Source organism: Arthrobacter glycogeni (assembly GCF_054510815.1).
Genome location: NZ_JBTNDV010000003.1, coordinates 166,284 through 189,095, shown reverse-complemented (window position 1 = coordinate 189,095; position 22,812 = coordinate 166,284). Strand labels below are relative to the sequence as shown.

General features: G+C 62.5%; 26 protein-coding genes, 3 tRNA genes and 1 pseudogene. 20 read left to right on the top strand and 10 right to left on the bottom strand.

From position 1 onward, the window contains the following. Positions 1 to 65: 65 nt before the first annotated feature. Positions 66 to 1,517 carry an NCS2 family permease gene (locus ACX80G_RS04795; RefSeq protein WP_459306232.1) on the bottom strand — a complete coding sequence of 484 codons (1,452 nt, stop codon included), beginning with the start codon at positions 1,515 to 1,517 and terminating at the stop codon, positions 66 to 68. A 307-nt stretch (positions 1,518 to 1,824) separates the two neighbouring features. Here ACX80G_RS04795 and ACX80G_RS04790 point away from each other — a divergent pair, with 307 nt between their 5' ends. Further along, complete coding sequence (locus tag ACX80G_RS04790) at positions 1,825 to 2,430, top strand: copper resistance CopC family protein (RefSeq protein ID WP_459306011.1); 606 nt, start codon at positions 1,825 to 1,827, stop codon at positions 2,428 to 2,430. 27 nt (positions 2,431 to 2,457) lie between these two features. Here ACX80G_RS04790 and ACX80G_RS04785 read toward each other — a convergent pair whose 3' ends face one another. Next, positions 2,458 to 3,069 carry an FAD-dependent monooxygenase gene (locus ACX80G_RS04785; protein ID WP_459306009.1) on the bottom strand — a complete coding sequence of 204 codons (612 nt, stop codon included), beginning with the start codon at positions 3,067 to 3,069 and terminating at the stop codon, positions 2,458 to 2,460. A 295-nt stretch (positions 3,070 to 3,364) separates the two neighbouring features. Between ACX80G_RS04785 and ACX80G_RS04780 the strand changes: the two genes are divergently transcribed. After that, a complete protein-coding gene (locus ACX80G_RS04780) occupies positions 3,365 to 4,387 on the top strand; it encodes a universal stress protein (RefSeq protein ID WP_459306007.1) in 1,023 nt (340 codons plus the stop codon). A 76-nt stretch (positions 4,388 to 4,463) separates the two neighbouring features. Here the strand turns inward: ACX80G_RS04780 and ACX80G_RS04775 are convergent, their stop codons facing one another. The 3 genes from ACX80G_RS04775 to ACX80G_RS04765 all read right to left on the bottom strand — a co-directional run bounded on the left by ACX80G_RS04775 (position 4,464) and on the right by ACX80G_RS04765 (position 7,539). Further along, entirely contained in the window at positions 4,464 to 6,035 is a 1,572-nt protein-coding gene (locus tag ACX80G_RS04775; RefSeq protein WP_459306006.1) for a C40 family peptidase, read from the bottom strand. 178 nt (positions 6,036 to 6,213) lie between these two features. Beyond that, complete coding sequence (locus ACX80G_RS04770) at positions 6,214 to 7,134, bottom strand: cation diffusion facilitator family transporter (protein ID WP_459306004.1); 921 nt, start codon at positions 7,132 to 7,134, stop codon at positions 6,214 to 6,216. 45 nt (positions 7,135 to 7,179) lie between these two features. Then, positions 7,180 to 7,539 carry a metallopeptidase family protein gene (locus ACX80G_RS04765; RefSeq protein ID WP_459306230.1) on the bottom strand — a complete coding sequence of 120 codons (360 nt, stop codon included), beginning with the start codon at positions 7,537 to 7,539 and terminating at the stop codon, positions 7,180 to 7,182. Positions 7,540 to 7,676: 137 nt separating this feature from the next. Between ACX80G_RS04765 and ACX80G_RS04760 the strand changes: the two genes are divergently transcribed. From ACX80G_RS04760 to ACX80G_RS04750, 3 genes are all read left to right on the top strand, one after another. Beyond that, positions 7,677 to 7,749: transfer RNA gene (locus ACX80G_RS04760), tRNA-Glu, on the top strand. A gap of 86 nt (positions 7,750 to 7,835) precedes the next feature. Continuing rightward, positions 7,836 to 7,909, top strand: a tRNA-Asp gene (locus ACX80G_RS04755). A gap of 57 nt (positions 7,910 to 7,966) precedes the next feature. Then, positions 7,967 to 8,042 (top strand) — tRNA-Phe (locus tag ACX80G_RS04750). A 26-nt stretch (positions 8,043 to 8,068) separates the two neighbouring features. On the opposite strand, the gene ACX80G_RS04745 is transcribed toward ACX80G_RS04750, so the two are convergent. Then, the gene (locus ACX80G_RS04745; RefSeq protein WP_459306002.1) at positions 8,069 to 8,347 is read right to left on the bottom strand and encodes a tyrosine-type recombinase/integrase; all 279 of its coding nucleotides are present in this window, start codon (positions 8,345 to 8,347) and stop codon (positions 8,069 to 8,071) included. Here ACX80G_RS04745 and ACX80G_RS04740 point away from each other — a divergent pair. The 3 genes and pseudogenes from ACX80G_RS04740 to ACX80G_RS04730 all read left to right on the top strand — a co-directional run bounded on the left by ACX80G_RS04740 (position 8,295) and on the right by ACX80G_RS04730 (position 9,899). After that, positions 8,295 to 8,501 carry a hypothetical protein gene (locus tag ACX80G_RS04740; RefSeq protein ID WP_459306240.1) on the top strand — a complete coding sequence of 69 codons (207 nt, stop codon included), beginning with the start codon at positions 8,295 to 8,297 and terminating at the stop codon, positions 8,499 to 8,501. The two genes, ACX80G_RS04745 and ACX80G_RS04740, sit on opposite strands and share 53 nt — an antisense overlap. A gap of 276 nt (positions 8,502 to 8,777) precedes the next feature. Continuing rightward, a pseudogene (locus ACX80G_RS04735) lies at positions 8,778 to 9,086 on the top strand (Fic/DOC family N-terminal domain-containing protein); the annotation flags it as partial. Positions 9,087 to 9,101: 15 nt separating this feature from the next. After that, the gene (locus ACX80G_RS04730) at positions 9,102 to 9,899 is read left to right on the top strand and encodes a Fic family protein (RefSeq protein ID WP_459306228.1); all 798 of its coding nucleotides are present in this window, start codon (positions 9,102 to 9,104) and stop codon (positions 9,897 to 9,899) included. A 173-nt stretch (positions 9,900 to 10,072) separates the two neighbouring features. Here the strand turns inward: ACX80G_RS04730 and ACX80G_RS04725 are convergent, their stop codons facing one another. The 3 genes from ACX80G_RS04725 to ACX80G_RS04715 form a co-directional block, all read right to left on the bottom strand. Further along, a complete protein-coding gene (locus tag ACX80G_RS04725) occupies positions 10,073 to 10,330 on the bottom strand; it encodes a hypothetical protein (RefSeq protein ID WP_459306001.1) in 258 nt (85 codons plus the stop codon). A gap of 30 nt (positions 10,331 to 10,360) precedes the next feature. Next, positions 10,361 to 10,723 (bottom strand): YtxH domain-containing protein, encoded by a 363-nt coding sequence (locus tag ACX80G_RS04720; RefSeq protein WP_459305999.1) that lies wholly within the window; start codon positions 10,721 to 10,723, stop codon positions 10,361 to 10,363. Positions 10,724 to 10,861: 138 nt separating this feature from the next. After that, positions 10,862 to 12,061 carry a PucR family transcriptional regulator gene (locus ACX80G_RS04715; protein WP_459305998.1) on the bottom strand — a complete coding sequence of 400 codons (1,200 nt, stop codon included), beginning with the start codon at positions 12,059 to 12,061 and terminating at the stop codon, positions 10,862 to 10,864. 97 nt (positions 12,062 to 12,158) lie between these two features. On the opposite strand from ACX80G_RS04715, the gene ACX80G_RS04710 reads away from it, so the two are divergent. From ACX80G_RS04710 to ACX80G_RS04675, 8 genes are all read left to right on the top strand, one after another. Beyond that, a complete protein-coding gene (locus ACX80G_RS04710; protein WP_459305996.1) occupies positions 12,159 to 13,241 on the top strand; it encodes a ferredoxin reductase in 1,083 nt (360 codons plus the stop codon). A gap of 13 nt (positions 13,242 to 13,254) precedes the next feature. Beyond that, entirely contained in the window at positions 13,255 to 14,439 is a 1,185-nt protein-coding gene (locus tag ACX80G_RS04705; protein WP_459305994.1) for a fatty acid desaturase family protein, read from the top strand. A gap of 111 nt (positions 14,440 to 14,550) precedes the next feature. Further along, complete coding sequence (locus ACX80G_RS04700) at positions 14,551 to 15,075, top strand: hypothetical protein (protein ID WP_459305993.1); 525 nt, start codon at positions 14,551 to 14,553, stop codon at positions 15,073 to 15,075. Between the two features lie 83 nt (positions 15,076 to 15,158). Further along, a complete protein-coding gene (locus ACX80G_RS04695; RefSeq protein WP_459305991.1) occupies positions 15,159 to 15,659 on the top strand; it encodes an Asp23/Gls24 family envelope stress response protein in 501 nt (166 codons plus the stop codon). Between the two features lie 9 nt (positions 15,660 to 15,668). Further along, positions 15,669 to 15,860, top strand: a complete 192-nt coding sequence (locus tag ACX80G_RS04690; RefSeq protein ID WP_459305989.1) for a DUF2273 domain-containing protein — start codon at positions 15,669 to 15,671, stop codon at positions 15,858 to 15,860. Further along, positions 15,857 to 16,222 carry a hypothetical protein gene (locus ACX80G_RS04685; protein WP_459305987.1) on the top strand — a complete coding sequence of 122 codons (366 nt, stop codon included), beginning with the start codon at positions 15,857 to 15,859 and terminating at the stop codon, positions 16,220 to 16,222. The genes ACX80G_RS04690 and ACX80G_RS04685 overlap by 4 nt, the downstream gene beginning before the upstream one ends. After that, entirely contained in the window at positions 16,219 to 16,806 is a 588-nt protein-coding gene (locus ACX80G_RS04680; RefSeq protein WP_459305985.1) for a DUF6286 domain-containing protein, read from the top strand. Before ACX80G_RS04685 ends, ACX80G_RS04680 begins: the two co-directional genes overlap by 4 nt. After that, a complete protein-coding gene (locus ACX80G_RS04675) occupies positions 16,803 to 17,420 on the top strand; it encodes an Asp23/Gls24 family envelope stress response protein (RefSeq protein ID WP_459305983.1) in 618 nt (205 codons plus the stop codon). The genes ACX80G_RS04680 and ACX80G_RS04675 overlap by 4 nt, the downstream gene beginning before the upstream one ends. A gap of 2 nt (positions 17,421 to 17,422) precedes the next feature. On the opposite strand, the gene ACX80G_RS04670 is transcribed toward ACX80G_RS04675, so the two are convergent. Then, on the bottom strand, positions 17,423 to 19,153 hold the full coding sequence (locus tag ACX80G_RS04670) for a glycoside hydrolase family 13 protein (protein ID WP_459305981.1): 1,731 nt from the start codon (positions 19,151 to 19,153) through the stop codon (positions 17,423 to 17,425). A 140-nt stretch (positions 19,154 to 19,293) separates the two neighbouring features. On the opposite strand from ACX80G_RS04670, the gene ACX80G_RS04665 reads away from it, so the two are divergent. The 4 genes from ACX80G_RS04665 (at position 19,294) to ACX80G_RS04650 (ending at position 22,805) form a co-directional block, all read left to right on the top strand. Continuing rightward, a complete protein-coding gene (locus ACX80G_RS04665; protein WP_459305979.1) occupies positions 19,294 to 20,574 on the top strand; it encodes an ABC transporter substrate-binding protein in 1,281 nt (426 codons plus the stop codon). Between the two features lie 100 nt (positions 20,575 to 20,674). Continuing rightward, complete coding sequence (locus ACX80G_RS04660; RefSeq protein ID WP_459306226.1) at positions 20,675 to 21,691, top strand: carbohydrate ABC transporter permease; 1,017 nt, start codon at positions 20,675 to 20,677, stop codon at positions 21,689 to 21,691. After that, positions 21,688 to 22,584, top strand: coding sequence for a carbohydrate ABC transporter permease (locus tag ACX80G_RS04655; protein ID WP_459305977.1), 897 nt, complete (start codon positions 21,688 to 21,690; stop codon positions 22,582 to 22,584). Before ACX80G_RS04660 ends, ACX80G_RS04655 begins: the two co-directional genes overlap by 4 nt. Then, on the top strand, positions 22,584 to 22,805 hold the full coding sequence (locus ACX80G_RS04650; RefSeq protein ID WP_459305976.1) for a hypothetical protein: 222 nt from the start codon (positions 22,584 to 22,586) through the stop codon (positions 22,803 to 22,805). The genes ACX80G_RS04655 and ACX80G_RS04650 overlap by 1 nt, the downstream gene beginning before the upstream one ends. Positions 22,806 to 22,812: the final 7 nt, after the last annotated feature.

Here is a 22,812-nt window from a genome sequence, read left to right as displayed (position 1 = left end):
CGGAGTCCGGACTGGCGCCTGCTTTAGGCGCCAGCCCAGACTCCGGCTTAGGTGCCAGCTCTGGTTTAGCGCAGGCCCAGCAGCAGTTCGAGCGGCCCGATCCCGAAGAACACTACAAAAGCGCCCGCAACAGCCCACATCAGCGGGTGGATCTCCCGGGCCCGGCCCTGGAAGGTGCGTACCAGGACATAAGCGATGAACCCGGCGCCCAGGCCGTTGGCGATGGAGTAGGTAAATGGCATCAGGATGAAGGTCAGGAACGCCGGGATCGCGACTCCCCAGTCCTCCCAGTCGATCCTGCCCACCTGCGCCACCATCATGAATCCGACGACGACGAGGGCCGGGGCAACCGCCTCGAAAGGCACCAGCGAGATCAGCGGGGTGAAGAACATTGCCAGCAGGAACAACACACCGGTGACAATGTTGGCGATACCGGTGCGGGCGCCCTCACCGATGCCGGCGCCGGACTCGACGTAGATCTGGTTGGAGGAGACCGACCCGGCGCCGCCGGCAACTGCGCCCAGGGCATCGACGATCAGGACCCGGTTGACGCCGGGGATGTTGCCCTTCTCATCGACAAGTTTCGCCTCATTGGCCAGGCCCACCATGGTCCCCATCGCGTCGAAGAAGATGCTCAGCAGGATGGTGAAGGTTAGGAGCAGGGCAGCGGTGGCTCCGATGGAACTGAAGGCCCCGAACAGGCTCACGTTTCCGATCAGCGACAGATCCGGTATGCCCACCCAGGACCCGGTCGGAAGTTCGGGAACCACCAGTGACCAGCCCTGCGCGTTGGCGCCGTCAGGCCCAACGCTGGGTCCCACATTAGCCACGGCCTCGACCACGACGGCGAGGATGGTGGAGGCGATGACGCCGATCAGGATTCCGCCGCGCACTTTGCGGACCACGAGGGCGATGGTGAGGATCAAGCCGAACACAAACACCAGGGTGGGCCAGCCCAGCAGGGCACCCTCGAAGCCGAGACCAACCGGGACCGTGGTTTGGGCGACGTCCGGTACCCGGCGGACGAAACCGGCATTGACCAGTCCGATCAACGCGATGAACAGGCCGATGCCCACGACGATGGCGGTCTTCAGGCTCTCCGGGACGGCGTTGAACACTGCTGTCCGGAATCCGGTGAGGACCAGGATTAGCATGGTGAGGCCGGCCAGCACGACCAGGCCCATCATCTGGGGCCAGGTCAGCTCAGGGTTGGTGGCGACGGTGATGGCGACGAACGCGTTCACGCCGAGCCCGGTGGCGAGAGCGAACGGATACTTGGCCCAGGCGCCCATCACGATGGTGAGGATTCCCGCCACGAGGGCAGTGACAGCCGCGACCCGCTCGAATCCCAGTTCCGCACCCGAGGAGTCGGCGCCTGCGAGGATCAAGGGGTTCAGGACCACGATGTAGCTCATGGCGAAGAAGGTGGCCACCCCGCCGCGGATTTCCCGTGCGTAGGTGCTGCCGCGTTGTGAGACTTCGAAATAGCGGTCCAGTGTGGAACCCTTTTTGAGCATGGTCATTCCTCGAACGATGGGGTGGTCTGCGGGATGAGTCTATCCGCTGCTCGCGGTGAGGGCGCCCGTGTGACGTCGTCGTCCTCTCGGTGAGCAAGGTGGTCAGGCGGGGTGGATATCTCGGACGCCGCTGTCCGGCTTGACCACGTCCGCGAGGGCTAGGTGTGTTACCCATAGGGAGTGGCGGTCCGCGATGAGCCGCTGAACCGCTATTCGGGTGTCCTCCAACGACGGCAACTTGCAGGCGGAGCGGGTGTGGTGCAGGCCCTCCCAGCCAGCTGGCAGCCCCTGCACGTAGAGTTAATGCATGAGTACCACCTACCCTGCTGCCGCAAATGCCGTCGGCCATTCTTTCCTTAGGGTTCCGACCCAGCTCGCGGCGATGCTGATGGTCGCACTGATGGCCGCTCTCGGTTCCGCCCCGGCCGCTAACGCCCACGACGAGCTGGCCGGTAGCAATCCCGAGCCCGGCGCGAGTATTGAGGTACTCCCGGCGGTGGTGGAGTTGACGTTCTCGAGCGTCCCGTCGGGAATCGGCTCGGAGGTGGAGATTCTCGACGCAAGCGGCGAGAACTGGGCGCAGGGAGACGTCTCGATCGTCGACCGTGTGGCAAGCCAGCCCGTCAAGGTGGGCGCCCCGGCAGGCGACTACACAGTCAACTGGCGGGTGGTCTCCTCGGACTCTCATCCTATTGAAGGCACCTTCGCGTTCACGGCGGCCGCCGCGGGTGCCGGGCAGACCCCTGGCGCCTCGGTAGGAACGCAGGGGCCAATCGAAATAGAGCAGGCTGAGCAGACAGCCGACGGGGACTTCCCCTGGAGCATCGTGGGGATGGTGGTGGTTCTGATCGCACTAGCCGTGGTTCTGGCCGTCACCGCCCGCAAGAAGTTGCGGCATGGAGCCGACTCGTAATACTCCCGCTGGATAGTCAGTAAGCCTTCAAGCGCCCAGTGCCCGCGGCGCGGCCAGCAGCGACGGATGTTGGACGATCAGCGTGCTCACCAGCTTCGCCTGCCGGACAATGTCGCGGGTAGTGGGGCTGAGAAGTTCACCAACCCCCACCAGGTGCAGGCCAATTGCCTGCGCCGCTGTCTTGAGGTCGTGTCCCACTGCGAGGCCAAGGGATAGGAGGAACCGGCGCAGTTGATTCTGGGGGTACTTGGTCAAAACCACATGATCTGCCAGTAAGACACCGCTACCGGTCTGAACGGCCCATTTCTTGGAGCCCAGCACCGGGGCGGGCAGCAGTTGCGAATGACCGACCACGCAGACATTCTCGGCGATCGTGCTGTGCCGGATGTCCAGCGAATGGCTGGTCGCATAGCCGCGCAGGAGCCGGAGCAATTCGGTTCGCTCTGACAGGGAAACCGAATCTGTCATGACCGTCCGGGACAACTGGCCCGTGTCAACTGACTCCACGCACTCAACAACGATGGATTTGATGCCCCGTCGGCTGAGCTCACTGGCGACAGCCAACCCGGGGAGTCCCGACCCGATGACCACTGTGGTGGTGAGCTCCGCACCGCCGTGCGCGTCTGAGCGCGTGGCCACGAGTCCGGGCAACGGCAAAATCACAGGTTAAACCTCCGGGGTAAGGAGTAATTCCGCACGGCCCAGCGCCTCTTCCGGGCCGTGCGGAAACTTGGCTGCGAACGGGTCAACCAAGCTCACCTCGTTACCCTTCCGAACCAACTGCGGATCGAACAAGTAACGATTTCTCAGAAGCCTATATAACTTTGCCCACGGTGAATAGTCCTGTGCGGGAGAGTAGGCTTTGAAATAATTCGACGGCGCCTTCCGATCGCCGACCGGACGCAGGAATTTGCGATCGTAGAGAGGAGTGGACATGGAAAAGGCACAGTCCGAGAATGGCGTTAGCAGTCTCTACGGCAGCGGGGTAGTGGTCGGCGTCGACGGCTCCGACCAGAGTCAATGCGCCCTCGTCTGGGCGGCCCACGAGGCGGCCCGCAGGGGCACCCGTCTGAGCATTGTTACCGCCTACACGGTTCCGGTTTTCGCCGCATCCAGCATGGACGCCGGCTATGCCACGATCGACGACGCCGTCATCCGCGAGGGTGCCCAAGCGGTCCTGAATCAGGCCGTCGCTCGAGTCGGAGGACTTCACGTCGAGATCGACCCGCGGGTCGAATCCGGCGATGCAGCTGGTGTTCTACTCGAACTGTCGGAGGAAGCCGAACTGATTGTTGTGGGATCCCGCGGCAGGGGAGGATTCGTTGGGCGCCTTCTGGGTTCGGTCAGCAGCGCGGTGCCTGCCCACGCCAAATGTCCGACAGTAGTGATTCCGCTCTGCGCTGCACGCCGTTTCGGCGACTCGGGAGTCGAACCACCCAAGACGAAAGGGGAACCCGGCGTCACGGCGGCTGAAGTGGAGCACGTAGTGGTGGTCGGAGTTGACGGCTCGGAGCAGGCCCGGATGGCTTCGCTCGCTGCCGCGGAGCAGGCCGCCTCGCGGGGAATGCCGCTGCGCGTGGTCTGCTCATTGCCCCCCTTTACCGGATCGCTGGCCTGGGTTCCCGCGCCGTTGGACCGTGAAGCACTCCACGTCGACATCCGCATCTCCTTGAACGCGGGGAAGGCTTGGCTGCAAAGCCATTTCCCGGGTCTGGAGATCTCAGTCGAGCTACTCGATGGCCCACCGGTTGAGGTGCTGATTGAGAACTCGCGCACGTCGGAGCTGTTGGTGGTGGGGACGCGAGGACGGGGCGGGTTTGCAGGAATGCTGCTGGGCTCAACGAGCCAGGGTGTGCTTCATCACGCCAAGGGGCCGGTGCTCGTGGTTCCGGACAGCAACGATCCGCGACTGCTTGATCGCGAGAACTTCGGACCGATGGTTGCCCCGACGAGCTAGTCCAGGGCAGCCGGATCCCTGCGGGTAGACCTGAGGTAGATTGTCGGTCCGGGCCGCGAGGCCCGGAGCCGTTGGGTCAGAACCTGGCGACCATCGGGTACAGGTTAGGCATTCCACCCATGTGCGCCAAGTCGGTGACCAGGATGCCCTGCGACTCGTTGAGCGCGTTGACCACCTTGTTGTTGCCGAGGTAAATACCGACGTGGTAGAAATTCCCGGGCGAACCCCAGAACACCAGATCACCGGGCTGTGCCTGGGCGAGCGGGACGTGATTGGAGCTTGCTGCGTACTGGGCGGTGGCCACCCGCGGTAGGGAGATGCCGGCTGAAGCGAAGGCCTGCTGGACCAGCCCTGAGCAGTCGAAGCCTCGCGGGCCGGATCCACCCCACTGGTAAAAGTTTGGCGAGCCGGTCTTCGACATGGCGAAGCTGATTGCTGCTGAGACCGAGCCACCGTTCGAGGGAGGCGGTGCAGGAGCTGGTGCCGGAGTGGGTGCAGGGGGCACAGGCGCCGGAGCTGGAGTAGGAGCCGGTGCAGGGGGCGCAGGAGCGGGGGCCGGAGCGGGTGCCGGGGGCGCAGGTGCCGGTGCCGGTGCCGGGAGGCGAGGCGAGGGTGTGCTGGGCGGCTCCGGTACGGGGGCCGGAGTGGTCGGCGCGGGCGCCGGTGCCGGAGTGGTGGGCGCGGGCGCCGGCGCCGGTGGCGCTACGGGCCGGTCAACCGCTGATGCGCTTGGCGCTGGGGCTGATGCCTCGGCAGCGGGGGCTGGCGGAAGGATGGTGGCGGGCATGGACTGCTGCACACCAACCGGAGTGTCGTTGGACCGTTGCGCTGCGGCGGCCTTCGCGACGCGCTCAGATTCGGCGATGATCTTGGCGAGCTCCAGCTCGCGCTGCTGGGCCTCCAGCCCGGAGATGCGTTGCTCTTCAAGCGCCGCGGTGGTGTTGCGGAGGGACGCGAGCTGGTCAACCAAGATGGAGCGCTCGGCCTGCCGGTCCTCGACCTGACGTGCTGCCGCATCGGTGGCCCGCTGATTGTCTTCGCCAGCCAGTTGGGCTATCTCGGCTGCGTCTGCCGCCGCCTGCCGGGCTGCCGCAGCGTCTAGGCGAAGCGCTTCCCAGGTCTTGGCTGCGGTTTGGGCGTTGGTAAAAGTGGTCGCGCGGTTTGCTGACAGTCCATACACCGTGGAAGCCCGCGCCATGATTTCATCGGGGTTCTCGCCACTGAGGAGCATGGTCATGCCGGGAGTGACCCCGCCCGAGCGGTACAGGTCGCCAGCCAGCTGCCCCACTTGGACTGATGCGGCGTCGTGGGTCAATGCTGCCGCCTCGGCGAGCGCCGTGGTGGCAACAGCGGTCGCGCGTCGTTCCTCGAGGACAGCGAGAGCGTCGATATACGCACCCTGGGACTGCATCGCGGTCGTTTGGGCATCCTGAAGGTTTGATGTTGCTGTTGCGAGGATTCCCTCAATCTCACTGACCAGGGCGGCCTTCGCCGTCGTACTGCCCAACGCGCCGGCGATCTCTGCCGGGGTGGGGATCACTGCTGCGGGGGTAACGTCCGTGGTGGGCGCCGCGACCGACGGGGTGAGGCCGACGCCGCTGAGCAGGACAGCCGCGGCAAGGACGCCGACGGCTTTCAAGGAGGGCATGCGCCGCTTTCCTGATGACTGCACTATTCCCCAAATCCTCGCGCGACGTATTACACAACAGTCACGACAATAAGGGGATGTATGTCACTTTAGCAACACTGGTCACACAAGTACCATAAACAACATTGGTGTCATTTGGTCGTGTTGTGGTGCGGCGTGTCGCGTTCTGCCCGTTAGATCAGGCGTGTTGGCGGCTCTCGTGGATTGCGTGCTCGGCTGGCTCAAGCTGAAACGTGCAGTGTTGGGTATCGAAGTGGTCACGGAGGCAGTGGGTTAGCCGGTCCAGCACCTGATCCACCCCCTCGGCATTGAGTGTTGCGCCGTCCACCACAACATGCGCCGAGAACACCGGTACCCCGGAGGTGATGGTCCAGGCATGAATGTCGTGAACGCCCACCACGCCGCGAACCCCAAGAATATGGCTGCGAATCATCTCGGAGTCAACACCCTTGGGGGCCGACTCAAGCAGCACGTTGATCACGTCCCGCAGGAGACTCCAGGCCCGCGGCAGGATCATCAGGGCGATAGCTATCGACGCGAGGGCATCGGCGGGGAGGTAGCCGGTCGTCGCAATAACGACGGCGGCGATGATGACGGCCACTGAGCCCAGCAGGTCGCCCAGCACCTCCAGGTAGGCGCCGCGGAGGTTGAGGCTTTCCGCTTGTCCCCGCCGGAGGATAAGCAAGCAGGCGAGGTTGGCTCCCGCTCCAACCAGCGCCGTGACAATCATGACGTCGGAGCGGATGTCAGGGCTCGTGTTGAAGCGGCGCAGCGCTTCGATCAGGATCACGACAGCGATGACCGCCAGGATGATGGCATTTGCCAGAGCAGCGAGGACTTCGGCCCGCTGATATCCGTAGGTACTCCGCCGGGTTGCGGGGCGGGTGGCTATCCAGGAGGCAAAGAGGGCAATGGTGACCCCCGCCGCGTCGGAGAGCATGTGGCCAGCATCGGCGAGGAGTGCAAGGGACCCGGACCAGATGGCTCCCACCACCTGCACAAGGACAACTGCCAGGGTGATGATGACGACGACGATCAGCTGTCGGCGATGCCTCCCGGTAGCCGTCCCCTGGGGTAATCCGTGATCGTGCGCGTGCATAAGGTCAAGTATCCGCTGTTGGGGCCCGCGGATGCGAGTTGGACCTTATCCCCAGCCCAGCTCGTGCAGCCGCGCGTCGTCAATCCCAAAGTGATGCGCCACCTCATGAATGACGGTGATGAGGATTTCCTCGATGAGTTCCTCCCGGGTCTCGCAGTGACGGAGGAGAGGCTCGCGGAAGATGCTGATGCTGTCCGGCAGGGAACCCGCCTCCCACCAGGAATCGCGTTCGGTGAGGGGGGTGCCCTCGTAGAGTCCAAGCAGTTCAGTATCGGCGTCCTCGCCGGGGCCTGGCTCGTATTCCTCGCGGACGAAGATCGCTACGTTGCTCATCATGCGCACGAGGTTCTCGGGAATCTGGTCGATTGCGTTATCCACTGCAGACTCGAAGTCTTCGAGGGTCATTTCGATGGGCACATAGTCGACTGTACCGGTGGGTTGGGTCGACCCTGGGCCGAGTTCCGTTTTGTGGAATCGCGACGCAGGCCCTATAGTTTTATAGGTCCACAGCAGGGGAAAATTGTTTGCCCAATGTGGTCCTGGCCCCCATCGTCTAGCGGCCTAGGACACCGCCCTTTCACGGCGGCGGCACGGGTTCGAATCCCGTTGGGGGTACGCAAGAGTAGATCAATTCGAAGCTTTTCGAGGCGGTCAGAAAGCGGCAGAGATGCTGGTAGGCTAAAACTCTTGCGAAAAAGCAAGGCCCTGTAGCGCAGTTGGTTAGCGCGCCGCCCTGTCACGGCGGAGGTCGCGGGTTCAAGTCCCGTCAGGGTCGCTCAGGTTTCCCAGTCTCGGCTGGTCGACCGCGGTGACTGTCGTAGGATAGTTGCACGGCTCTGTAGCTCAGTTGGTAGAGCGTTCGACTGAAAATCGAAAGGTCACCGGATCGACGCCGGTCGGAGCCACCAGCATTTAGCCCCTAGATTGCAGGAATTTACCGCAATCTGGGGGCTTCGCTATTTAAAGCGTTCTGCCCTTCTGTCCACATTTTGCCCACATTCGCAGATATAGCACCGTGATTCAGCATGACCGCGACTGCATCCAAATCGTCGTCGAAGAGATCGGCGTACACATCCAAAGTCATCGCAGCGGACTTATGTCCGAGCATCCGCTGAACAGCTTTCACGGTCGCCCTAGCACTAACGGCAAGTGAAGCCGCAGTGTGGCGCAAGTCGCGAGGGCTGATCTTCGGGAAATCGGGGTCCGACTTCATGCGGCTCGTCACCGCCGCGTCGAAGTGTTACCGCCTGAAGTTTGCGCCGCGCAAAACTGACGCTTTCGAAGGAAGTGAAGACCAGGTCTTCCCTCTTCTTGTTCTCGCAGCGTTTCGCCAGGATCTCGCTGAGGAACTCAGGGAACGGTACTGAACGACCTTTATGGTTCTTCGGTGTACTCCGGACAATAGTCCCTCGTGGTTCTGAGACTGTCTCGACGACAGCGACGCGCTGCCGCAACATGTCCAGGCGCCCTACCTTCAGGCCGGCCATCTCACCCCACCGCAGCCGGTATACGCGAAAAACAGCACCACATCGCCGTAGTCTCCCTGCCACGACTTAGCCTGTGGATAATCCATACATAGGGGATTACACGCCCCCGCAACATGTAAAAAAACCTCCGATTATCCCCTGTTGATAGATTTTTACATGTCCATCTGGAGCGCTGATGCGCCGCATAACGATCTGCCACCACTTCCGCCCGCAACGGACATAGAGACAAAGGCGATCCTCAAACTGACCATCGAAGCCCGGGCAGCCCTTGCGGCCTTGAATCAGGCGACGAGGTCAATGACCAATCCTTCAGTGCTCATCAATGCGATTCCGCTGCTAGAGGCATAGGCAAGCTCAGAAGTAGAGAACATCGTCACTACTACCGACGAACTCTTCCTACATGCTCAAGATGGAACCGCCGCGACTTCGGCAACCAGAGAAGCTCTGCGGTACAGGACTGCCTTATTTGAGGGCTTCACGATGGTTCAGAAACGAGGTGTTGTCACTACCACTACTGCGAAAGAAGTGTGCTCGATTATCAAGAAGCACACTATGGACGTTCGCAGCACCTCTGCGACCTACATTGGAAACCCAAAGACTCAGGTTGCTATATATACCCCACCTGAAGGCTATGACCTCATCAACGCGAAGTTGAGCGACTGGGAATTCTTCGTCAATGCCAGCAAGGGCTTTGATCCGTTGGTCAGGATGGCAATCGCGCACTATCAGTTCGAGGCCATCCACCCCTTCGAAGACAGTAACGGTCGAACCGGCCGTGTTCTCAACGTGTTGATGCTAGTTGCGGCTGGTCTTCTCGACTCTCCGGTCCTCTACCTATCCCGATTCATCAGCATGAACAAAAATGACTACTACCAGCGGCTTCTTGGCGTGACCGCTAGTAACGAATGGATCCCCTGGGTTTCCTACATGCTTGAGTCTGTTCGCCAAACCTCACTATCCACACTGAAAAAGATAGACGCAATCACGGATCTGCACACCACTATGAAGAGCGAGATAGGGGAATCCATCTCGGGTGGCGGGCACGTGGGCCTGCTGGATGTCCTATTCGAGCAGCCCTACTGCCGGATCTCTAACGTGATGGAGCAGTGTCATGTATCGCGCCCAACTGCGACGAACTGGCTTAACACTCTGACCGCAAAGGGTGTTCTGCGGGACTTCAGGACAGGCCGGGAAAGAATATTCATAAACACTAGGTTCATGGATCTACTTATAAAGGAGGAGGACATTGCTGAAAGCAACCAAGACCCTCTCTTCTAACCCATCACAGGAGATCGTTCTGCCCACGCTTCGCGGTAAACGACGTGATGCAGCGTGATGCTGAATGAACTGAAACTCCCGTAAATCTGATGATCTTGGATTAGACAACAAAAACCCCGCAGTCCCCAGTCGTTATACGGGGGCTGCGGGGTTTTTCGTTGCTGACTCTGAGATCAGCTATTTTCCGGAGCAACGACGCTGTCTTCGTCTTCTTCAAGGGCTGGAGCATCTTTGAGCCCCTCGGGGCTTGCATTGATGTCCTCCACCGGAGACTCGGTGCGCGATGAGCCCTCCTCGCTGGACGTGCCCGAAGCTTTCTTCTGCGCGCCTGCAGATTCGCCCTCGACGTCCTCGCGGTTGGTGGCTTTGGAATCTTCATTGCTCATGGTGCCGTACCCGTCTACTGGTCGATGTGCTCGAATATCAGGCATCAGGGAGTGTGCCAACGCCAACGCCTGCTCCTAGACGGTGTCGGGGCGGGTAGCGTCGTCCTGATTCTGGAACGGCGTGTCCTCGACCTTGGCGGGGTTGCCGCCGCTGGGGCCGGTGGTTGCGCCCTTGACGTCGTCCGTCTTGTCGCTGCGGTGGAGTGCACCGGTGACCGACTCCTTGGTCTTCTTGACGGCGTCGCCAGCCTGTTCCTGTACCTCGGGTATCTTGTGCTTCAAGGTGGAAGCGGTGTCGGCGACGGTCTCCTGGACCTTCGGGTTATTCCACAGTTCGTCTGCTTTGGTCTTGAGCTTGTCGTAGCTCTCCCTGCCGGCACGCGAGCCGAGCACATAGCCGGCGGCCATGCCTGCTGCGAATACAAGTTTGTTCTTCATGATGGTGCTCCTGTCTGATCGTCCAAGGGTTCCCATGGAAGGAACTGCTGGGTCGAATCTATCCGACACGTCCCGCAATCTCATAAGTAACCTTAGTTTATATTTGGGTCGGCTGACAGAGGCTGCGTCAATTCGTCTTCACCGACGGCCGGCATTTAGCGCCAGCTGTAACTCGAACCGGACCTGCGGGTTCTCAAGGTCGTCACCGAATACCTCCCGGAGCTGGGCCAGCCGATAGCCCACCGTCTGGGGGTGAATCTGCAGCTCAGCGGCGATGGGGGCGCGCTGCCCCCAGTGCTTGAGCCAGGACAGCAAAGTCTGCACCAGCCGCTCCCGTTGGGCGGGACGCATTTCGTCCAACGGCGCCAGCCGCCGTTGGGCCAGCTCGGTGATCGCTGTCGGTTCGGCGCTGAGAATCACCTCGGCTAGATGTTCGTCAGCCCAGACTGGCGGGTCCGCCGCCCCCTCGCGCGTCGGGAACACAGTGGCGGCCAGGACCGCCAGGCGCAGCGAATCGGGGACTCGCTCCCAACCGCAGGCCGGGCCGACGGCCGCTGACCGCCCCTCCAACGCCGCCGACAGCTGCCGACGCGCCAGCGGGGTATCTCGGGTGGGAATCAGAACAACCGCATCAGTCTCCCGCTCGACCAGGAGGGAACCAGGATCGAGCTGACGGCGCAGCCCGGCGGCCCGTTCGAGGGGCAGCGTGACCACCGTCAGCCGCGCGGGCAACGCCCAGTCAGCCATCGACGCCGCCTGCCGCAGCGCCGCCTCATCGGCTTGCCCCAGCAGCAGCAGTTCCAGCAGTTCGGTCCGCCGTCGGTCAACAGCTCCAGCACGTTCGGACTGCTCATACGCATAAGCCTCTGCGCTCACGGCAGATAACTCATCGATGTACGCGAGGATTGATTCACCCAGGTTCACCACCACGTCAAGACCCAGATCCTGCTTCATCGAGATCCGCGACATCTCACGGAAGGTCACCCGCGCACCCATCCGGTAGGCGCTCAGCAGCGCATCCATGCTGCGCCCCTGCCGGAACTCGCCACTGCCGAGCCCGGCCACCAACTGTCTGCTCTCCTCGGACAGGGCGGGCAACCTGGTACCGGGTAGCTGCAGGAAGCGTTCAAGCGCGACGGCGACGCCTCGCCGTAGACCTCTACCAAACCTGCCCTCAATGGGGCGGGCGTAGGTCGGAACCAGTTGTGGCACCGCTTCAATGATTGCCTCGACCACCCCGGGCATCATCGGCCGCAGCAGGGCGCTGATCTCCTCCGGAAGGGCCAGCCAGGGCGGTTCCAACGCATTACTCGCGGCGGCAGGCGGTGTGGAACTCATGGAATGCCTCGAGAATTGTTTCGACGGGATAGTTTACTCAACTCAATCGTATGTCCTGCTAGAAGAACTGGCGTCAGGAATATTCTAGAATTGGAGGATGATTCGGCTCCGTCGGTTGGCCCGCGCCGCATCCGTCCTCACCACTCCTCTCACCGCAGAAGATATTCTTGGTCTCTTCAACCCGGTGTACTCGAGTCGTCAGCTGCGCGGTGTGGTTACTAAAGTGGTGTCCGAAACTCCTGACTCGGTCACTATCCATTTCCATCCCGGACGGGGGTGGACGGCGCATCAGGCTGGCCAATGGGCGCGGATCGGTGTGGAACTGAACGGTGTCCGCCACTGGCGTTCCTACTCGCTAAGCGCCGCTGCCGGGGCGGACCCGGCCATCACCGTCACGGATGCCGGAGCGGTTTCCGGGGTGTTGGTGCGCAGCACCAAACCGGGCGATGTCCTCTTCCTGGCCCCCCCACAGGGCGAGTTTGTGCTCCCCGAGCATCCCCGCCCCCTGTTGATGCTTACGGCTGGCAGTGGGATCACCCCGGTGATGTCCATGGTCCGCACTCTGGTTCCGCGCCGCCCCGATGCCGACGTCGTCCTGATCCACTCGGCCCGGACCCCCAGCGACAGCCTGTTCCGTGAAGAGCTGAACGAACTGGCCGACCAGTTTTCGAACCTTCGAGTCACCCACCTGTTCACCGGCGAACGAGGCAGGCTGGACTTCGGCTCCGACGCCGACCTCGGCGAGCTGTGCCCGGACTGGCGGGACCGGGCGGCGTACGCTTGCGGCCCCGAAGGTTTCCTTGACGAGGCCGAGGCGCTCTGGGCGGCCCAGCCCGCGTTGGCGGCGGGTGAGGCGGCCACGGAACGGAACACCCTTACCATCGAACGGTTCAGTACCAACCTCGCCGGCGGCGAGGGGCACGACGGCGGACTGGTCCAGTTTGAGGCGTCCGACCGCGAGGTCGAGGCCGACGGCGATACACCACTGCTCGACGTCGGCGAAGACGCCGGCGTGCTGATGCCCAGCGGATGCCGGATGGGCATTTGCCATAGTTGTCTCACCCCGTTGCGTGCTGGCCAGGTACGTGATCTTCGCACGGGGGAAGTTCATGGGGAACCTGGCCAACTAATTCAGACGTGCGTTTCGGCAGCCGCCGGACCCGTCAATCTGGACCTTTAAGGAGCACCACCGTATGACGACACTGACTGAACGCACCGAAACCAAGCCTGCAGTTACCCGTCCCGGGGCGCTCGCCGCTACTGGGCACCCGTTGGTGCGGCCACCGGCCGCGGCTCATCTTTCCGACGAGCAGGTCGCGGAGCTGGGCCGGGAGCTCGATGCGGTTCGCGACGAGGTGCTGGCCAAGCGCGGAGCCACTGACGCGGCGTACATCCGACGGGTCATCAAGGTGCAGCGTGGATTGGAAATCGCCGGCCGTGCCTCGCTTCTGGTGGGACGCAACAAGGCCGCCTGGGTGGCCGGCACGGCAATGCTCAGCGTCGCAAAAATCCTTGAGAACATGGAGATTGGCCACAACGTCCTGCACGGGCAGTGGGACTGGATGCGGGATCCCGACATCCACTCCACCACGTGGGAGTGGGACTTCGTCACCCCTGCCAGGTCGTGGCAGCACACCCACAATGACCTTCACCATCGCTGGACCAACGTGGTCGGCAAGGACCGCGACGTCGGCTACAACCTCCTGCGGATGGACGCGGATCAGCCGTGGACCCCCTTCAACCTGGGCAACCCGCTGTACAACGCCATCCTGGCCCCGGTCTTTGAATGGGGAATCGCGCTCTACGACCTGGAGATCCCCGAGTACCAGGAGGGTTTGAAGTCCAAGGAGGATATGTCACGGGACCTCAAGGCGGTTGGCGTCAAGGCAGTGAAGCAATTCACCAAGGATTACGCTGCCACACCGGCCGTCGCCATGCTGACCGGGTCAGGGAAGCAGGCCCTGTACGGGACCCTCGCCGCCAACGCGATCCGCAACGTCTGGGCGCACGCGGTCATCTTTTGTGGACACTTCCCCGAGGGTACTGACACGTTCACCGAGGAAATGGTTGAAGGTGAGACCCGCGGTGACTGGTACGTCCGCCAGATGATTGGTTCAGCCAACATCTCCGGCTCGAAATTCATGCACCTGATGACCGGCAACCTGTCGCACCAGGTCGAACACCACTGCTTCCCCGATCTGCCATCGAACCGGTATGCCGAAGTGGCAGTGAAGGTCAGGGAAATCTGCAACCGTTACGGCCTGCCGTACACCACCGGTCCGCTTCCCAAGCAGGTGGCCTCCACCTGGGCGAAGGTCTTCAAGCTCGCGCTTCCCGACACCGGCCGGTTCTCACTGCGGAAGAAGACGACCGCCTAATCGGGCATCGAGCACCCGCAAGAAAAAGCGCCCCGGTCAAGGAGAAGACCGGGGCGCTCACGCGTTAAGTAACGTGTCAGTGGGAAGCCAGCCGGATCAGGAGTTCTTTGGGTGTTGAGATCGCGTGTCGCAGCAGGTGCCGGGTGTGCACTGGCATTGTCACTCTCCGGCTGCGGAGCCGCCGTCCCGGAGACAGCTGGCACTGCGATCGAACTCCCCGAGATCATTGCGGAGACCCCCACCGCTGAAGCCGCCGATCCGTCCCCGGACGCGCTTCCGAGCTCCGCGGGAGGGGACGCGTCCTCCTTGTCGCCGTCGAATGTCAGCGAAACGGAGGACGCCAATATCAGCACCAAGGACTGCGTCATCGTGGCCGCCGGGGTGTCATCAATCCTCCTGGCCCCGCTGAGCTTCATGGGGGGCTCCGACGACGAAACTGTTGAACGTCTCCACGACCAGATCGACGACGTGCAAGCCATGGTCCCGAAGGCGCTCGCCAGCGACTTCGATCGGCTGCAGGATGTCGTTACGGCCAGCACCGAGGATGGGGGAAGCTTCGACGAAAGCGCTTTCCGGGAGGCCGTCGAACCGATCGAGGACTGGCTCCAGCAGCACTGCAACAAGTCCCTTAGGTAGTTGCCGCCGACTGCCCGTTAGCGAGCGCCCCTTCCTGAGCGGGTAACCGTTAGGCTGAACACAACGAAAGGGGTGCTCTGCAGATGGATGAGAACCGGATACCACCGCCCAGCCACCGACCGATTGATCATTCACCGGAAACTGCCCCGGAGCAACTTCCGGGAGGATCGCAGGCCATCACCCGGGACGCTGACGCGGCCGGCGGGAGAACCACTATTGCAGATCCGGCCGTGGCCAAGGTCGCGGCCATTGCGGCGCGGAAGGTGCCAGGGGTTTACAGCCTTGGGGCCGGGGCCGGGCGCGCGCTCGGCGCCATCCGGGACGCCGTCGGGGGCGGTGACCTGAGTCAGGGCGTGCAGGTCGAGGTAGGGGAAACCCAGGTGGCGGTGGACGTCGTCCTCGTGGCCGAGTACGGCCACCCTCTCACCGGCGTCGCCGACCAGGTCCGTGCGGCCGTCTATCAAGGGGTCCAGGATCTTGTCGGGCTGCAGGTGATCGAGGTGAACGTCGAAATCACCGATGTTCACGTGCCCGGCCTCAATGACCCCAAGAATCCCGACAAATCCCGTTCCGCAGCAAGTTAGGCAACCACAATGACCCCCACAATAGTCGGAATAGCGCTGGGCGTCGTCCTGGCATTCACCGCACTGACCTTCGGTTTCTGGGGCTTCCTCCTCATGGCACTGTTTATTGCAATGGGGGCCCTGCTGGGCAGGGTCGCCGAGGGTAAACTGGACCTGGGCAGCGTCCGTGACGCCCTTGCCGGTCGACGCTCGTCCTCGTGAGCGCCGGACCTCCGGGGCTGGCCGGGCACAACCGGATCAGCACGCAAGCCCTGACCAGTACGGCGCGGGCGGTCGCTGCCGACGTCTTCGACATTCCGGCGCAGCAGATCCGGGCGAGCTGGTCCGATGATCAGGGTTTACTGGCCCTACGACTTGCCGTCCCCATTGCCGTCCCATCCCTGACCCGCATCGTCAGGGATCCGTCGCTGGTCAGCGGGGCCGGCGGATCGATCTGGGACCGCGCCCACGCGGCGAAAGGAGTCATCCTCCAACGGGTGGCACAACTGAGCGGTTCGCAACTCAGCCGCGTCGATATCAGAATCACCGGGATCAAGCTGGCCGAGAGTGGGCGCGTCAGGTGAACGACCGGATCACTCAACTGACCCGGAAAGTGGTGCGCCGCGAACTGCATTCCTCACGGGCACTACCTTCGGTCGCCGCCGCCGTCCTGATCTCCCTCGTCTGCCTGTACGTCATGTTCGAGGCCGCATTGAAGGCCACCGGCCAGGACGCCTGGCTGGCCAGCCCGGGGCAGGCGGGGGACTGGCTGGGAACCCTGCCCGGCACCGTCCAACCGGCGCTTCTGGGGTCGGCGGGGCTGCTGGTCTTCCTCGTCGGCCTGCTCTTTTTCCTCAACGCGGTGCTCCCAGGGCGTCGAGCCCGGCACTCAATCCCCAACCCGCGCACCGCAATCATCGTCGACGCCGAGGTGCTCGCCTCCGCTCTGGCCCGCCGCGCACGGATCGCTGCCGGGGTAACCCCTGACCAGGTAATGGTGACGGTGGGCCGCCGGGCCGTCGAAGTGCAGGTGCGCCCGACGTCGGGCATGCCCGTCGACGTCGGAAGTATCCAGGACGTTGTCGAGGACGAACTGCGGCTGACTTCGGTGGACCCGGTGCCCGCTGTGCGGGTGGCTGTTGCACCGTCGGGAGTGATCGGCCAGTGAACCAGACTCCACGCGTACTCAACCGATTGCTGTTGGGGCTGTTCGGTGCGGTGTTGATGGCGGTCGGCGCCGCCGTTGCACTATTGGCGGTTCCCGCCGTGGCTACCTGGTGGCAATCCGCTGCCGCCGGGCTCAGACGGTCGATCAGTGACGTACTCGAACGGACCACCCTCGCCGGCCAGCAGGATAGCTGGCTGTGGATCGTCGTGGGGACGGTGATGCTGCTGGTGGTGATCCTGATGGTCGCCTGGGTGGCGGCGCAGGGCCGCGGGCGTTCCGGAACGCTGGCGCAGGAGACCACCGTGGAGGTTTCCGACGACGACGCCGGGCGGGTCACGATCAACGGCGCGGTGGCCGAGCAGGCTTTGAAGGCCGCTTTGCAGGAACGCGGTGACCTGGTGAACGCGGCGGTCACTACCTACGAATTCGACGGTGAACCGGCCCTGAGGATCAGGGTGTTTCCACGGCCGGGGGTATCGCCGCATGAGCTGGCCACCGAGGTCACCGACCTGGTCGAAGCCCTTGACCTGCTGGTTGGACGCCGGACGCCGGTGCTGATCAGTATCAGCTCCGGCGCCCGCACCCGCTTCACCCGGACGGAACGGGTGCGCTGAGGTCAGGAGTCGGCGGCTACCAGCCACACCGACGCATTCGTGGTGAGGCGGCCGCCGTCGACGGCTGCCTCGCTACTGGCCAGAATGATCCGGTGATCGTGGGGCAGGTCGATCGTACTGGCACCCATGTTGGCCAGCAGCAGCACTGCGCCGTTGCGGTAGGAGAGGACCCCTTCCTGTGGGCTGTTCAAGGGCGTCCATTCAAGGAGCCCGCGGCCCAGTGCGTGGCTGTGACGCAAACCCAGTGCGCTGCGGTACAGCTCATAGGTTGAACCAGCCACGTCCACCTGGACGTCGGCCGCGTAGCCTGCGAAGCTTGACGGCTGCGGTAGCCAGGGGGCCGCGCCAGGTGCGCTCACGGCGTCGTACATCCCGAACCCGAACCCCGGCGCGTCTGCTACCCAGGGCAGGGGAACCCGGCAGCCGTCGCGGCCGATCTCGGTGCCGCTGGTGCGGGCGAAGGTGGGGTCTTCGCGGACGCCGTCGGGGAGGGTGGTGTGCTCGGGAAGGCCCAGTTCGTCTCCCTGATACAGGTAGGCGGAACCCGGTAGGCCCAGCATTATCAGGGCCGCCGCCCTGCCGCGGGCGAGGCCCAAAGTCTCATCCGGCTGCTCATGGTCGGAGCCCAGCCCCTTGGGGAACTGGGTGGGGTCCTGAAGACCGAACCGGCTGGTGTGGCGGACCGTGTCGTGGTTGGACATCACCCAGGTACTCGGTGCGCCCACCTTCCCAGCTTCGCTCAACGACTCGGTGATGCTCTCGGTTAGCTGGGCAGCGTCCCACCCGGCGAGCAGGAAATCGAAGTTGAACGCCTGCTGCATTTCGTCGTGACGGACGTAGCGGAACAACCGCTCGGCGGGTTCAACCCACGCTTCGGCAACCAGCATGCGATCGCCGTCGTACTGGGCCAGTACCCTGTTCCATTCGCGGTAAATGTCGTGCACCCCCGGCTGATCGAAGTAGGGCGGGGTCTGGTCGAGGTCAGCCAGGTCCGGTTCACCGGATTCGATGGGGCGGCCCGAGTTGCCACCGTCGATCATGTTTGCCTGCTCGGCCCAGTCAGGGAGTCCTTCCGCCTTGACCATGCCGTGTGCCACGTCGATGCGGAAGCCATCCACGCCCCGGTCGAGCCAGAACCGCAGCACCGAGACCATTTCGGCACGCACCTCAGGGTTTTCCCAGTTCAGGTCCGGCTGCTTCGAGTCGAAAAGGTGCAGGTACCACTGCCCGTCCGCGAGCCGGGTCCACGCGTTGCCGCCGAAGATGGACTGCCAGTTGTTCGGCGGCAATTCACCGTGAGCACCCAAGCCGTCCCGGAAGATGTAACGCTCGCGTTCCGGCGATCCGGGGGCGGCGACGGCGGCGGCCCGGAACCACTCGTGCTCGTCGGAGGTGTGGTTCGGCACCAGGTCCACGATCACCTTCATGCCCGACGCGTGAGCCTCAGAGAGCATCGCATCGAAGTCGTCCAAGGTGCCGAACAGGGGGTCGACGTCACGGTAGTCGGCGACGTCGTACCCGGCGTCCGCCTGCGGGGAGACGTAGAACGGGGAGAGCCAGATGGCGTCCACTCCCAGCTTCCGCAGGTAGGGTAGCCTGCTCCTGACGCCCGCCAGGTCGCCCATCCCGTCGGCGTTGCCGTCGGCGAAGGACCGGGGGTAGATCTGGTAAATCACCGCGTCAGCCCACCAGGGCGTGGCGACCTTTTGGTCGAGGGAAATTTGGATGGACACTTATAACCTTTCGATAAACATGGAAAAAACCGTATGTAAGCGCTTGCGTTGTGGCTTTCACCTTACTAGGGTGTGATGGTCATCACACAACTGGGGGGACTGCGACGTCCACCTCTCTTTCTCATTGGAGAGAAGGCACAATGAACAACAAGAAATTTTCGAGCAGGGTGGCATCTTTGGCGGTGCTCACGTTGCTTCTTTCAGCTTGCGGCGGCAGCAATGACGACGGCGGTGGCGGTGGAGGGGCGGCCGAGGAGGGTCTGGAGGGTCGCGGACCCATCACTTACGTGCAGGGCAAGGATAACAGCAATATCGTCGCCCCGATGATCGAGAAGTGGAACGCCGACCATCCTGACGAGCAGGTAACGTTCAAGGAGCAAACCGACCAGGCCGACCAGCAGCACGACGATCTGGTTCAGAACTTCCAGGCACAGATCGCTGACTACGACGTCGTGTCCGTCGACGTCGTCTGGACCGCCGAGTTTGCCGCCCAGGGCTGGATCCAGCCGCTGGAGGGTGACATGGCCATCGACACCTCAGCAATGCTTCCCGCGACGGTGGAGGCAGCGTCCTACCAGGACACCCTCTACGCCGCGCCCCAGTCGTCGGACGGCGGAATGCTGTACTACCGAACAGACCTCGTTGACAAAGCCCCCACCACCTGGGACGAACTGACGGAGATGTGCTCCATTGCAGAGGAGAACGACATCGAGTGCTTCGCCGGGCAATACTCGCAGTATGAGGGTTTGACCGTTAACGCTTCCGAGGCGATCAACTCCGCTGGCGGGGCTGTGATTGACGAGGCCGGGAAGCCAACTCTCGACACGCCAGAAGCAGCCGAAGGGCTCGGTAATCTCGTGGAGGCCTTCGAGTCTGGGGATATCCCGAAGGAAGCGATCACCTACACCGAAGAGGAAGGGCGCATCGCCTTCCAGGAAGGAAAACTCCTCTTCCATCGAAACTGGCCTTACGTCTACAACCTCGCCACCACTGAGGAGTCCTCTACGGTGAAGGACACGCTCGGTATGGCGCCGCTTCCCGGCACCGACGGTCCGGGAGCCTCCTCGCTGGGTGGCCACAGTGCCGCGATCAGTGTGTACTCCGAGAATAAGGCGACTGCCCGCGATTTCCTGGAGTTCGTGACCGACGAAGAACAACAGCGGTTCTTCGCGGAGCAAGGGTCCCTCGCGCCAGTCCTCGCGGACCTGTACGACGACGAGGAACTGGTTAAGGCTCTTCCCTATCTCCCAGTCCTCAAGCAGGCAATCGACAATGCGGTTCCACGTCCTGTGACGCCGTTCTACCCTGCCGTGACAACCGCAATCCAGGACAACGCCTACGCCGCCCTGCAGGGCGAGAAGACAGTCGATCAGGCGCTCGCCGACATGGCCAGTGCCATTGAGGCCGCCTCGGCAGGCTAATAGCATCACCCAGTGAGGGCGGGCGTGCCTGCGCATTTCCGCCCTCACTGCCCCCTTATTCGTAGGACCGGCGATGATGCCGGATATGAAAGGAGCGGACATGGCTACACGTCTGGCCGTGCCACCCAAAAGCGGTTCAAAGTCAGGACCGGTGGAAAGCGCCGACCGCCGAGCCCAATCTCAAACCAAATGGGCCTCTGTGCTCGTGGCGCCAACATTGATTTTGCTGGGCCTTGTCATCATTTACCCGATTATCAGCGGCATCGTGATGTCCTTCCAAAAGGATTCCGGACTTGATCCGGCTACGGGTCTCTTCGCGGATGGCGGATTCGCGGGTATCGCAAACTACACTGGCTGGCTATTTCAGCAGTGTGCGGCGGCAGGGGGTGGGACAGTTGACTGCCCGCAGGGCACCCTTGGTTCCCAGTTCTGGGCGGCCACCAGCAACACCTTCTTCTTCACCGTCGTGACAGTGATCCTGGAGACAATCATTGGCTTCTGGATGGCGCTGATCATGGCGCGATCCTTCCGGGGTCGCGGCCTTGTCCGTGCCGCAGTGCTTGTTCCGTGGGCCATCCCGACCGCCGTTACCGCAAAGCTCTGGTTCTTCATTTTTGCTTTCCAAGGCATAGCGAACGAATTGTTCAACACTTCGATCCTCTGGACTGGCAGTGAGTGGCCCGCAAAGTGGGCTATCATCATCGCCGATGTCTGGAAAACCACACCCTTCATGGCCTTGCTGATCCTTGCTGGGCTTCAGATGATCCCGGGTGATGTCTACGAGGCTGCAAAAGTGGACGGCGCGTCTACCTGGCAGCGGTTCCGCTACATCACGTTGCCCCTCGTCAAACCGGCCCTGATGGTTGCAGTCCTCTTCCGGGTCCTCGACGCACTTCGCATGTACGATCTTCCCGCCATCCTCACCGGTGGGTCCAACAACACGTCGACGTTGTCGATTCTTGTCGTCGACCAGATTCGGCAAGGCTTCAACAGTGCGGCGGCGCTCTCCACTATTACGTTTGTGATCATTTTCCTGGTCGCCTTCATTTTTGTTCGGTTCCTCGGAGCGGACGTGTCTGAGGGCTCCGGCGTGATAAAAAAGGCGAAGACAAAATGACCCAGTTAACCGGCGCGACCGCCACTCCGACGTCCGGCCGACAGCATGTGCGCGCTGTCAGTTCAAAGCAGCGCTGGGCCTCCGCGCGCACCTACATTAGTGCCGCCGTCATCGTCATTTGGTGTCTGCTACCCGCTTACTGGATGGTGGTCACCGCGTTCCGTGAGGTCGCCTTCACCTACGACACCAGCTTCCTGCCAACGCATGTCACGCTGGACAACTTCCGTACGGCGTTCGCTACGGATTCCGGGAATAACCTTGCGATGGCATTGGTGAACAGCCTCATCATCGGGCTCATCGTGACGGTGATCGCGCTAGTGGTCGGCGTATTTGCCGCCTACGCGCTGTCCCGGCTGAACTTTCCCTTCAAGTTTATGATCCTTGGCTTCATCCTGGGCGCATCTATGTTCCCTGGTGTCGCCTTGATCACTCCGCTGTTCCAGCTATTCACCGACATCGGGTGGATTGGGACCTATCAGGCGCTGATCATCCCGAATATCTCCTTTGTCCTACCGTTGACGGTGTACACACTCACAGCGTTTTTCCGCGAGATGCCGTGGGAACTTGAGGAAGCCGCGCGCATCGACGGTTGCACCCAGTCGCAGGCCTTCCGCAAAGTCATCATGCCCCTGGCCGCGCCGGCTGTGTTCACGACGGCCATTTTGGCGTTCATCTCCTCCTGGAACGAGTTTCTTATTGCGAGCCAGTTGTCGAATGACTCAACCCAGCCTGTGACGGTGGCTATTGCTTCCTTCACAGGGAGTCAGCCGCAGCAGGAGCCGTACACGGCGATTATGGCTGCCGGAACTATCGTGGTGATTCCTCTGGTCATCCTTGTTCTGATTCTTCAAAAGCGCATCGTCGAGGGTCTGACCGCTGGCGCTGTGAAGTGATGGCGTCCAATCGCAGGCAACAGCGCAAAGCGGAAAATCTGGATATCCTCATCGGGTTTCTGGGGTTTTTCGTCGTGGCGTTGGTTGTGGTCATCGTCGCTATGGAAATAAGCGGCAGGAATGCCGCCCTGTGGTCAGTGGCACTCTTCGCGGTCTTGCTGTCCATGTGGGGGCTGTTCCGCGTGCGCCGCCGGGATAGCCAAAAGCGAGCCGGGGAGTGACCGGGCT